Here is a 10,978-nt window from a genome sequence, read left to right on the forward strand (position 1 = left end):
ACAAAACGCAGCCTCGTTAGTAGACCGAGCCCTCGAGCAGCTCGGAGAGCCTGCCCGCCGCGCGCCGGAGTTCCGGCACGCCCGCTTTCAGGGTCGCTTCGCTGGCGGCCTCCACAGGACTCGTCAGCGAAATGGATTCAGTGGGGCGGCCCACCCTGTTCGGGATAGCCACGGCCACCGACAGGACCCCCGTGGCCCGCTCATCGGCCGAGTACGCGTATTCCGCGGTGGGGCCGGGCAGCCGGGACCTTAGCGCCTCGACTGTTAAGGCCGCATCCTCATTGCCGGACGCGATTGCCGCGGCCACTACCTGCTGAAGTTCCTCTTCGGTTGCTGAGGCGAGCAGGATCTTGCCTGCTGCCCCCAGCGTGAGCGGCAGCCGCTTGCCCAAGGGGAGATCGTAGCGGAGGGGGGCTTCGCCGTCGACCCGTGCAACCAGTATTCGCTCGAACCCCAACCGTGTGTACAGGGATGCTGTCAGCCCTGTTTGTGAGGCCACCTGCTGTAGGACGGGGCGGGCCGAGACGACGAGGGGGTCGTTTTCCAGGAAGCTCCGGGCTGCAGGCAGGACGGCGGGCCCGATCCGGTAGGACTTGTCCGTCTGGCTGACCATGCCGAAGTCCTGAAGCACCCGCAGGATCCGCAAGGTGGTGGGCAGGCTCATGCCACACGTCCTGGCCAGGTCACTGAGCCGCTGCGGGCGCTCCGCCCGCTGAAGTTCAGCGAAGACTTCCAGGGCCCGGGAGAGGGACCGCATGTTCGATGCCTTCGGGCCGTCCTCAGCGGAGTTGCCCGAATGCGTGGAAGTCACCGTCGTCATCCTTTCATTGTATGTAACTCCCTTGCGCTTGACAGCATCTGTGTCTCCTGTCACTATTTCTCTGTACGCAATATAGTTTCATTGTATGAAATGAACGCCGGACAGTTAGAAGGAACCGATGACAACGGAGTCACTCATGACGAAACCCAAGAGCGCCGCCCGGGTGGCTCGCTCAGTGCTGGTGGGTATCGCCGCTTTTGCCGCCGTCGGCGTCTACGTGCTGGTCAGTTCCATCGATCTCGGCCTCTGGACCTCGCTTGGGCCAGGACCTGGCCTTTTCCCCTTCGCAATGGGGGCGGTCCTCGCGGCGATGGCGGTGGTCTGGCTCGTTCAGGAGCTGCGGCGCCCCAGCGACGCTGTGGAAGGCGTTGACCGTGGACTCGTGATCGCAGTCGTCCTAAGCCTCACCGTCCTCGCGGCCGTGATGGACCTGATCGGCTTCCAGCTGAGCATGTTCCTGTTCCTCATGTACCACCTGAAGCTGCGCGGCCGCCGGACCTGGATCTCATCACTGATCACGGCACTCGCCGGAAGCGCCGGTGCTTACTACGCCTTCAACTACGGCCTGAACGTGGCACTGCCGGTCTCGGCCTTTCCCCTGCTGAACACGATCGGACTCTAGACGTGGATACACTCAACGAACTTATGGGCGGCTTTGCCGCCGCCATGACCTGGCAGAACCTGCTCTTCGCCTTCCTGGGCTGCCTCCTGGGCACCATCATCGGCGTCCTGCCCGGCATCGGCCCCGTCGCCGGCGTCGCCCTGCTGATCCCCCTGACCCTGAACCTGGACGCGACCGGCGCGATCATCATGCTGTGTGCCATTTTCTACGGCACCGCATACGGGGGAACCATCACCAGCGTCCTGCTGAACACTCCCGGGGAAGCCGCGTCAGCCATCACCACGATCGACGGCTACGCCATGACGAAAATCGGCAAAGCCGGGGCAGCCCTGACTATCGCCGCCGTCGGATCCTTTGTCGGAGGGACGATAGCGACCATCGGCCTGGTTGCAGCCGCCAAACCCCTCGGGGAACTGGGCCTGCTCGTCGGACCGCCGGAATTCTTCGCCCTGATGGTCGTTGGCATATCCCTGCTCGTCGCCCTCGCCGGAAAGTCCATGGTCAAGGCAGTCATCTCCGGCGCGCTGGGCCTGCTGATCGCCATGGTCGGCATCGACCCGGTGGCCGGCGCCCCGCGGTTCACGTTCGGCATGGACCGGCTCCTGGACGGCGTCAGCTTCGTCGCCGTGATCGTCGGCGTCTTCGGACTCTCGGAACTTCTTTCCCACCGCAAGGACACGGCGGCTGCCAGGGTGCACGCCCCGAACCTTCGCTCACTGCTCCCCACCGGCAAGGAATGGCGCCGGAGCGCACCGGCCATGGCCCGTGGAACCGGCATCGGTTTCGGCCTTGGACTCATCCCCGGCATGACCGGCTCCGTGTCCTCCCTGCTGGCCTACGGTGCGGAAAAGAAGTTCTCCCGCCACCGCAACGAGCTGGGCAAGGGCGCCATCGAAGGCGTTGCAGGCCCCGAAACAGCCAACAACTCCCACGCCAACGCCGCACTGATCCCGCTGTTTACGCTCGGCATCCCGGCGTCCCCCACCATCGCCGTCCTGATGGGAGCGTTCCTCCAGCAGGGACTTACTCCCGGCCCGACCCTGTTCACTGAGAACTCCGAAATCGCCTGGGCAATCATCGCCAGCCTGTTCATCGGAAACCTGATCCTGTTGCTGCTGAACGTCCCGCTCGTGGGACTGTGGGTCTCCATCCTCCGCGTACCGTCGACGATCCTGACCGCCCTCATCCTGCTGTTCATGGTCATTGGCGCCTACACCATCAACTTCAGCGTCTTCGACGTCTTCGTGATGATCGGCTTCGGTCTCCTCGGCCTGGCCCTCCGCCACCTGGAAATCCCGCTGGCACCCATGGTGCTGACCCTGGTCCTGGGTCCCCTCATGGAGCGCTCACTGCGGGAATCCCTCGAAATCTCCCAAGGCGACTTCGGCATCTTCACCAGCCGCCCCATCTCCGCGGTCCTGATCGGCCTCGGCATCCTGATCGTCTTCAGCCCACTGCTCAAGCTCCGCAAGCCAAAGGCACTGAACGAAGACCCCGAAACCTAAACCCCACCCAGCTACACACACTGCCTCAAGCACCCCTTCAAAGGAGAAGAACCATGAATAACCGTTCACGTATCGCCGCTGCGCTCGCAGCAGCAACCCTCATCGCCCTTACCGGCTGCGGCGCCAACGCCGGGGCCACCAACGCCGCAGGCAACGACTTCCCGAAGAAGGGCAAGTCAATCGATCTCGTCGTCGCTTTTTCCTCCGGCGGGGCGGTGGACACCGCTGCACGGCTCATCCAGCCCATCCTGGAAAAGGAGCTCGGCACCAACGTCGAGGTCATCAACAAGCCAGGTGCCGGCGGACAGATCGGCTACACGCAGCTGACCAGCGCCAAGCCTGACGGATACACCATCGGCGCCACCGGTTCCCCGTCTGTCGTGGTCTCGCCGCTGGATCCCGCCCGGGGTGCCAAGTACACCCGCGACAGTTTCCAGCCGCTCGGCCGGCAGGTCATCGACCCCGCCGTCATCGCCGTTCAGCCTGACAGCCCCTACAAGACGCTGAAGGACCTCCTCGACGCCGCCAAGGCGGACCCGAAGTCCATGACCGCCAGCACCACAGGGTTGCAGACCGGCGAACACTTCGCCCTGGCGCAGATCCAGGAAACCACCGGCGCCGAGTTCGCGCCGGTCCACTTCTCCGAAGGCGCATCGCAGGCCACCACCGCGTTCCTCGGCAAGCACGTGGACATCCTTGTGGCCAACGTCAGCGACGTCACCGACCTGACCAAACAGGGCAAAGCACGCGTCCTCGGTGTTATGACCTCGGAGCGCTCCCCGTCGCTGCCCGACGTTCCGACCTTCAAGGAATCAGGCTACGAAGTCGAGGCCGGAACTGCCCGCGGCTACTCCGCCCCGGCCGGCCTTCCCGAAGACGTGGCCAAGAAGCTGGAAGCCGCCATCCAGAAGGCCATTGAAGACCCGTCCGTGGTGCAGAAGATGAACGACCTCGGCCTGCAGACCAGCTACCTTTCCGGCGCTGACTACAAGCAGTTCTGGGCCGGGCAGGAGGACGACTTCAAGAAGGTTCTCCCGCTGGTCCAGAAAACCGACTAACTCCAACACACAGACGCAAAGGCCCATAATGACAACTCCAGCAATTGACGCCATCGCCGCTGACTTTCCCCGCCCCGACAGGGATGTCGTGGAACGCCTCGCCAAGCTCCCGGCAGCCAACATCGGCGATGCGGTAGACCGCCTCGGCGTGGCACACTCAGCGATCCAGGCCATCTGGCCAGGTGCCCAGCTTGCCGGACCAGCGTTCACGGTCTGGACACGTCCCGGCGACAACCAGGGCATCCACCAGGCGCTGGAGCACGCCCGCCCCGGAGACGTGATTGTGGTTGCGGGTGGCGGTGACGAGTCCCGTGCCCTCCTCGGGGAGCTCATCGGTGAGCGGGCGATCAACCTCGGCATCGCCGGCTTCGCGCTCGATGGGGCAGCCCGCGACGCCGAAGCGCTTGGCGAAATCGGGATGCCGGTCTTTGCCCGGGCCACAACCCCTGCCGGCCCCTACAAGAACGGGCCCTTCCGGCTTGGCTCGCCCATCTCCTTCGGCGGTGTACCCGTCCTGCCAGGCGACGTCATTATCGGCGACTCCGACGGCGTCGTCGTCATTCCCCGCGAACAGGCAGCAGCGGTGGCCGACGCCGGGGAAGCAGTCTTCGCCGACGAAACCAACCGGCGGGCCGCCATCGTCGCGGCCCGCAAATAACTACAGAAAGACTGAGAAGCTCATGACAGCGTGCACCGTCATCGGCCTCGGCGAAGCCGGAGCCACCTACGCGGCGGCCCTCACCGCCGCGGGCCATCAGGTCACCGGGTTTGATCCGGTGGCCCCGTCCACACCAGCCGGCGTCACCCGGGCAGCCACCGCCGCCGAAGCCTGCGCCGGAGCGGACATCGTAATCGTCATGACGGGAGCTGCCGCGGCGCGGAGCGTAGCCCAGGAGTGCCTGCCGGTCCTGGGAGCGGGAAGCTGCTACGCGGACTTCACCTCGTCGTCCCCGAGCGTCATGCGCGAACTCGGGCAGCTTCCCAGCAAAGCCGACTTCGCCGACGTCGCCATCCTCGGACCGGTGTCTGCGCTGGGAGAAAAGACACCCCTGATGGTCAGCGGACCCGGCTCCCGTGCCGTCGCCGAACTTCTCACCCCGCTCGGCGTGGAAATTGAAGTTGCCGAAGGGGAGCCTGGTGCAGCCATGGCCCACAAGCTCCTTCGCAGCGTCCTCATGAAAGGCATGATCTCCGTGGTCGTCGAAGCCGTCACCGCGGGCCGGGCGGCAGGCCTCGAAGACTGGATCCGCGCCCAGATTGCGGGCCAGTTGGCCGGCGACGGCCAGGCGATCATCGACAGGTTCCTCACCGGCACGGCAAAGCATGCCCTGCGTCGCTCCAAGGAAATGCAGGACACCGCCAGCTACCTTACGGACCTCGGCGTGCCTGCAGAGATGACCACTGCTTCTGCCGCCGCCCTCAGCCGCATGGCTCAGGAGACGGCACCGGCCTTGCGCTGACCCGCTCGTGAGGCAGAATCATGAACGGGATCAGTTAACCAACTCACTATCCACCGGCAACCCGCCGTCAGGAGCAGCAGCATGATCGGCATCTGGGCACTAGGGGCCTACCTGGCCGTCATCCTGCTCTGGACCACCGTGATCAAGCGCAGCGTCGGGGAGGCCATGATCCTCGGATTCCTGGTGGTGCTTCCGTTCACCGGTGCTGCAGCGGCCCAGATCGGTTGGACCGCACTCTACGCGGCCATTACGGACGAGATCGTCTACGCAACCATGGCGTTCGTCTTCATGGGGTACTTGCTGGACAAAATCGGTGTGCTCGACAGGCTCATTGACCTGCTGAACTCCCTGATCGGCGGCGTCAAAGGAGGGCCGGCCTGGGTCTCCACCGTTGCATCGGCGGGCCTGGGCGGGGTGGTCCACAACCAGGCTGCCATTGCCGCGACAGTCGGGTCCGTCACCATCCCCTGGATGGAAAAGTCGCGGCTGGACAAGCCCTCGGCCGCCACTCTGGTCGCCGGCAACGCGGGAATGGGCATCACCTTCCCGTTCAGCGCATCGATGTTCGTCCTGGTGGGGTCAGCCACCGTCGGGCCCCTGTTGGATATCAACGCGCTGGTCCTGCCGCTGCTGTTCGGCGGTCTCTGGTGCTTCCTGCACCGGCTGGTCATCACTTGGCTGCTGGTGCGCAAAAGCGGCATGACCCCGCTGGATGCTGCGCACCGGCTGCCCGTCCGGGCTGCGTTCGGCCGTGGGTGGACCACTATGATGCTGTTCGTCATGGTGGCCATCCCGCTGGTCATCACCTCGGGCAGCCTCGCCACAGCCCTGTCGGACTGGACAGGGGAAGACATCACCAAATCCGTCAGCGTCATTGTCTGGATCCCCGTGGTCCTGATCATCACGGGCACGCTCCTGGGAAGGAAGAAGCTACCCACCAGTGGCCGGGCCTGGTGGGCGCTGCTGCAGTATTCAGCGCCGCGCTTCGGCATTGTGGGCGTCACCGTCGTCTTCGCCTTCGCCGGAGCCAACGCCCTCGCCGCAACCGGTCTTCCACAACAGATGACCGCACTCTTGAACGGCATGAACCTTCCGCTGTGGCTTCTGGCGATCCTGATTGGCTTGATCATCATCGCCGTCGCTGCACCCCTGTCCGCGACGGCGACCATGGCCGCCGTCGGAACCGTCGGCGTGGCTACCCTCGTCGCCGCCGGCGTGCCGGCAACCACCGCGGCCGTGGCCGTCCTGGTGTTCTCCTCGTGCGAAGCCGCCGTCCCGCCGGGAGGTGCGCCACTGTATGTCGCCTGCGGCATCGCCGACGTCGACCCCATCAAGACCTTCGCCCGCCTGCTCACCCACTACGCCCTCCCGCTGCTCGGCATCGGCGTCCTGATCATCCTCGGCGTCCTGCCGATCTAAGGAACCCAAAACATGCACAAAATCCGAAGAGCCATCGAAGTCCTCTTCGTCCTGACCCTGGCAGCCCTGCTCGTAGGCGGCATCGTCTTCGTGGTGGGGCAGGCCGTGGCCCTGATTCTTGGGCAGGGGAGCTGGCTGGCGTTCTTCAATGACACCATCAAGCTCCCCATGTGCATGGCCGCCTCAGTCTGCGCGATCGCCGGTTTCCTCCTCAGCTACAGGAGCAGCCAAAACCAGGAACAGCCGCAGGAAGCGAAGGCCCAATGACATCCCAGCGGGGGACCGGAGCGTACCCGGACTTTGCCGCGCTCCTGGGCAGGGAGGGCAAACTCGCGGGCACCTCGTGGGGACTCTTCTCCGAGCCTTGGCGCGGCACGCCGTCGTTCATCACCGCTGGCACTGTCCTGGACGCAAGGAACTGCATCAGAACCGGCGAAGCCTTTGGCCTGGACTACCCGGCCGACGCGTTCGACCCCGGCATGTCGCTCCAACGCAGCGCACCGCGGCACACCATCTACTCCTCGCACCCTGCCCACCGCGATGACTATCTGGACGGTTACTACCTCCAGGGATCCACGCAGATTGACGGGCTGCGGCACCGCCGGGCTGATGACGTCGGCTTCTACAACGGCACTCCCGATGACCGGGTTAGGGAAGGCACGCCGGACCTGGGCATCCAGGAATGGGCAGAGAACCCCATTGCCGGCCGGGGAGTTCTTGTTGACCTCGACGGATACCGTGCTGGCCTGGGCAGCCCGATCGACCACGCAGCAGGAGAACCCCTCGGCCTCGAGCTGATCACGACGGCGATCGAGGCCCAGGCTGTCAGTCTCCGGCAGGGCGACATCCTTATGCTCCACACCGGCTGGTGCGAATGGTTCCTGGCCCTCACCACGGCGAAAAAACAGGAGACCCGCGATAACCGCCGGGCCACAGGCGTTGCCCAGTCGAAGGAGTTCATTGCCTGGGCTTGGGACAACCGGCTCGCCGTCATCGCAGCCGATACTTTCGCCGTCGAATGCCTGCCCGTGGTGCCCGGAAGCCCCTTCGCAGACTCAGCCCCGAATGATCACGGCATGATGCACCAGCAACTGCTGGCCAAACTAGGCATGCCCCTTGGCGAACTATGGCGCCTTGGCCCACTCGCGCGGCACATGAAATCCACCGGCAACTGGGACGCGTTGATCACCATCAAGCCGCTCAACATCTCCGGCGGAACCGGGTCGCCTGCCAACGCCACCGCACTGACCTGATCTCGGGGATTCTCCGGGCTGGAAATTGCCGGCGGGCTGCTCCAGGCCGGCCGCATGGGCAGCTTCCATGGCTGCCCCAACAATGCCCGCCTCATTCTGGAGGCTTGCCGGCGTTATCGAGGTCCGCAGCCGGAGGAGCGGCAGGTATTCGTCGGTTCTTTGAGAGATGCCGCCGCCCACGATGATTAGTTCGGGGGAGAAGATGAACTCCAATTCCGAGAAGTAGCGCTGCAGCCGAACGCTGTACTCCTCCCACGTCAGCCCGTCCCGTTCACGTGCAACGGCGGACGCTTTGATCTCGGCCTCGAAGCCGTCGATCGACAGGTGGCCCAGTTCGGCGTTGGGCACCAGGTTCCCGTTGAAGATTAAAGCCGATCCGATGCCTGTCCCTAAGGTGATCACAAGGACGGTCCCGTTAATCCCCCTGCCGGCGCCGCATCGCACTTCGGCCAGACCGGCGGCATCTGCATCGTTGATCACAGCCACGGGCCGTCGGAGGCGCTCTGTGAAGTAGGCATTGATGTCTAAGTTGAGGAAGGCAGGATCCATGTTCGCCGCCGACCTCGAAATCCCGTACTGGACGATCCCTGGATAGGTCACTCCCACCGTGGAGGCAGGGTCCAGGCCTTCGTTCCCTGCGGTGAGCTCATCGACGATCTGGGAGACAACTTCCCTGACGGAAGAGGGGGTGGCCGGCTGTGGTGTTGCGAATCGAATGCAACTTCCGTGGAGCCTGCCTTCGTCAACGTCGACGATGCCTCCCTTGACGCCGGTGCCGCCGATGTCGATGCCGATATACCTTCGGGGTTTGTCGTTGGTGATGGCCATGCTGGTCCGTTCTGTGATGAGCGAATATGCGGGCAGCAGCGTGTTGATGCTGCTGCCCGCTTCGCGGCAGGACTGCTGCTTAGATGCTCCGAGTCAGGGCGTAGACGCGAAGGCGTTCCAGCTGTTCCAGTTCTCGCCGTCGAATCCGAGCCGGCCCAGCTGATGGTCGGCCCAGTTGCTGCCGGCCTTTTCGATCACCTCGCCGCCAACCGAGTAGTCCTCGAAGGCAAGCCCGTTGCCGTCAGGAACCTCATTCCCGATGCTGACCTTCTCGCCGGCCGGGTTGGTGTAGCGCTTGAGTTGGCTGACCTGTGAGGTCCAGTCGAGCCCGTTCCAGCCTCCGATGTTGAGGTTCTTAACGTGGATGTTTTCCGTGTCCGAGAGTGCGTAGACCCGGATGGCACAGTTGGTCATTCCCTCCACCGTGATGTTTTCGAACCGCATGTTCTTCACCGTTGTGTTGGGATCCGCCTTGGTGGTGGAACCCATGTCCTCCCAGTGCGAGGAGGAATTGAGGATGCATGTGTTGTATTTGACGTCCTTCCAGTACATCCGGTTGTGGATGACAGTGGTGTTGGAGACATTCACGTTGTCTATGTTCCGCGGCGTCCAGCCCCACTGGATCACGGGACCGTTCTCGTTCTTCCAGATCACCGTGTTATCGATCGTGACGTCGCTGTGGTACATCTTCAGCACGTCGTCGTTGGCGTTGAAGAACGTGTTCTTCATGGTGCTGCCTTTGTACAGCTCGATGCCGTCCGTCTGCCAGTACCAACTGCCCACCTGCTTGTAGCTCTCCACGTTCATGTGGAAGGTCTGCTCGTTCCCGTAGACCACGAAGGAGTGGTACGGCGGCTCGTTGACTGTGATCCCCTGCAGATCCAGCTGCTGTTCTGCGTCGGCCGAGGCGAACTGCAGCATCTTCACGCAGGAAGAGTGGCAGTTGGATGCGCCGCTGAGGTGGTTGTAGCCGTTGTTGGTGTCCGCCTCGTAGACGTACTGCTCGCCGGAGAGGACGCCGTAGCCGGTGACCTTGTACTGGTTCTGGTTGTCGTGGAGGAAGCGGAAAGCTCCCTTGACGTAGGCTCCTGGTGCCAGGTAAACCCACTTGACGTTGGGCGGCAGCACCGCGTGGTAGTCCGACCCCATGCTGTAGGTGCCGGGCTTGAAATAGATGATGTCCTCGCTAACGGAGTTCAGGTCCGTCACGTCGCCTTCCGCCGGGTAGTGGATGCTGCCCGACTCCTCCGTGGGAATCAACCGCTCCTTCTGCTCGCCCCGGAGTTTCGGCTCCGCGAAGATCATCATGGAGTTGAGGGGCTCCGTGTGGATAGCGCGGTTGCCCTCGGCTTCCGTGGTCAGCTTGCCGCTGTCCCCGGACATGTCGTTGTAGGACGTGTACAGCTGCGGCTCGAATTCCACCGAGAACCGGTATCCGGCGTCGGAGTACGGCACCTTGATCCTCACGGTGTCTGCGTCAACGAGCTGCTTTTCGAAGTTGTAGCTGCTGGGGCGGATCTGCACCTGGTCCGCTGAGGTGATGCTCTGGCCGGTCCGGAGGCTCACGTCCACCCAGACGTCCTTGGCGTATTCGAAGCTTGACCAGCTCATGGTGAGGCCGGCCTGGGAGGAGAACTCGGCGCCGTCTTCCTTGGTGTAGCCGATCTTGCCCTTCCCGCTGCGGGGGATGCTCATGTAGGTGAAGGCGTCATAGGCCTTTTCCGGCTGGTTGTCCTGCGCCACCTGTACGTTGTAGAAGGAGGACCGGCGCACCTCGTTGTCTCCGGTGGGGCTCGTGGTGTTGAAGACTCCGTTGTTGTGCCACCACGTGTGCAGGTTGCTGTTGTCAGCGGTGCTGATGGAAGTGTCTTTCGGGGCAGCCGGTACTGCTGCTTTTGCTTGTGGTGCTGCCTGCGCCGGCAGCGCAGCACCACTGCTGATGATGACGACGGCGGCTGCCGCGGCAATGCGTTTGGCCAGTCGGCCTAGCCCTGTTCCGGGCATAGTGTTTCC

The 10,978-nt window shown here is 63.8% G+C and carries 10 protein-coding genes and 1 pseudogene; 8 read left to right on the forward strand and 3 right to left on the reverse strand.

Annotated elements, in window-relative coordinates; translation table 11 throughout:
* Nucleotides 1-16: 16 nt before the first annotated feature.
* Nucleotides 17-820: an IclR family transcriptional regulator gene (locus tag V9L18_RS19110; protein WP_443197975.1), complete on the reverse strand. Its 804-nt coding sequence runs from the start codon at nt 818-820 to the stop codon at nt 17-19.
* 118 nt (nt 821-938) lie between these two features.
* On the opposite strand from V9L18_RS19110, the gene V9L18_RS19115 reads away from it, so the two are divergent.
* The 8 genes from V9L18_RS19115 (at nt 939) to V9L18_RS19150 (ending at nt 8,137) form a co-directional block, all read left to right on the forward strand.
* Nucleotides 939-1,442, forward strand: a complete 504-nt coding sequence (locus V9L18_RS19115; protein ID WP_337348735.1) for a tripartite tricarboxylate transporter TctB family protein — start codon at nt 939-941, stop codon at nt 1,440-1,442.
* A 2-nt stretch (nt 1,443-1,444) separates the two neighbouring features.
* Nucleotides 1,445-2,947 (forward strand): tripartite tricarboxylate transporter permease, encoded by a 1,503-nt coding sequence (locus V9L18_RS19120; protein WP_337348736.1) that lies wholly within the window; start codon nt 1,445-1,447, stop codon nt 2,945-2,947.
* Between the two features lie 53 nt (nt 2,948-3,000).
* Nucleotides 3,001-4,005, forward strand: a complete 1,005-nt coding sequence (locus V9L18_RS19125) for a tripartite tricarboxylate transporter substrate binding protein (RefSeq protein WP_337348737.1) — start codon at nt 3,001-3,003, stop codon at nt 4,003-4,005.
* 28 nt (nt 4,006-4,033) lie between these two features.
* Nucleotides 4,034-4,663, forward strand: coding sequence for a methyltransferase (locus tag V9L18_RS19130; protein ID WP_337348738.1), 630 nt, complete (start codon nt 4,034-4,036; stop codon nt 4,661-4,663).
* Between the two features lie 22 nt (nt 4,664-4,685).
* A complete protein-coding gene (locus V9L18_RS19135) occupies nt 4,686-5,465 on the forward strand; it encodes a DUF1932 domain-containing protein (protein WP_337348739.1) in 780 nt (259 codons plus the stop codon).
* A gap of 81 nt (nt 5,466-5,546) precedes the next feature.
* Nucleotides 5,547-6,884 (forward strand): TRAP transporter large permease subunit, encoded by a 1,338-nt coding sequence (locus tag V9L18_RS19140; RefSeq protein ID WP_337348740.1) that lies wholly within the window; start codon nt 5,547-5,549, stop codon nt 6,882-6,884.
* Nucleotides 6,885-6,896: 12 nt separating this feature from the next.
* Nucleotides 6,897-7,151, forward strand: coding sequence for a hypothetical protein (locus V9L18_RS19145; RefSeq protein ID WP_337348741.1), 255 nt, complete (start codon nt 6,897-6,899; stop codon nt 7,149-7,151).
* Nucleotides 7,148-8,137 carry a cyclase family protein gene (locus tag V9L18_RS19150; protein ID WP_337348742.1) on the forward strand — a complete coding sequence of 330 codons (990 nt, stop codon included), beginning with the start codon at nt 7,148-7,150 and terminating at the stop codon, nt 8,135-8,137. Before V9L18_RS19145 ends, V9L18_RS19150 begins: the two co-directional genes overlap by 4 nt.
* A 57-nt stretch (nt 8,138-8,194) precedes the next feature.
* Here the strand turns inward: V9L18_RS19150 and ppgK are convergent.
* Nucleotides 8,195-8,965: pseudogene (gene ppgK / locus V9L18_RS19155) on the reverse strand (polyphosphate--glucose phosphotransferase); the annotation flags it as partial.
* Nucleotides 8,966-9,058: 93 nt separating this feature from the next.
* The gene (locus V9L18_RS19160; protein WP_337348743.1) at nt 9,059-10,969 is read right to left on the reverse strand and encodes a family 49 glycosyl hydrolase; all 1,911 of its coding nucleotides are present in this window, start codon (nt 10,967-10,969) and stop codon (nt 9,059-9,061) included.
* Nucleotides 10,970-10,978 lie beyond the last annotated feature (9 nt).

Origin of the sequence: Pseudarthrobacter sp. CCNWLW217 (genome assembly GCF_037203985.1) — a bacterium.
GTDB lineage: Bacteria > Actinomycetota > Actinomycetes > Actinomycetales > Micrococcaceae > Arthrobacter.

What these genes read in the sequence shown, in the direction of transcription:
- V9L18_RS19110 (WP_443197975.1), bottom strand. Translation starts at nt 820, where the DNA reads ATGACGACGGTGACTTCCACGCATTCGGGCAACTCCGCTGAGGACGGC.
- V9L18_RS19115 (WP_337348735.1), top strand. Translation starts at nt 939, where the DNA reads ATGACAACGGAGTCACTCATGACGAAACCCAAGAGCGCCGCCCGGGTG.
- V9L18_RS19125 (WP_337348737.1), top strand. Translation starts at nt 3,001, where the DNA reads ATGAATAACCGTTCACGTATCGCCGCTGCGCTCGCAGCAGCAACCCTC.
- V9L18_RS19130 (WP_337348738.1), top strand. Translation starts at nt 4,034, where the DNA reads ATGACAACTCCAGCAATTGACGCCATCGCCGCTGACTTTCCCCGCCCC.
- V9L18_RS19135 (WP_337348739.1), top strand. Translation starts at nt 4,686, where the DNA reads ATGACAGCGTGCACCGTCATCGGCCTCGGCGAAGCCGGAGCCACCTAC.
- V9L18_RS19140 (WP_337348740.1), top strand. Translation starts at nt 5,547, where the DNA reads ATGATCGGCATCTGGGCACTAGGGGCCTACCTGGCCGTCATCCTGCTC.
- V9L18_RS19145 (WP_337348741.1), top strand. Translation starts at nt 6,897, where the DNA reads ATGCACAAAATCCGAAGAGCCATCGAAGTCCTCTTCGTCCTGACCCTG.
- V9L18_RS19150 (WP_337348742.1), top strand. Translation starts at nt 7,148, where the DNA reads ATGACATCCCAGCGGGGGACCGGAGCGTACCCGGACTTTGCCGCGCTC.
- V9L18_RS19160 (WP_337348743.1), bottom strand. Translation starts at nt 10,969, where the DNA reads ATGCCCGGAACAGGGCTAGGCCGACTGGCCAAACGCATTGCCGCGGCA.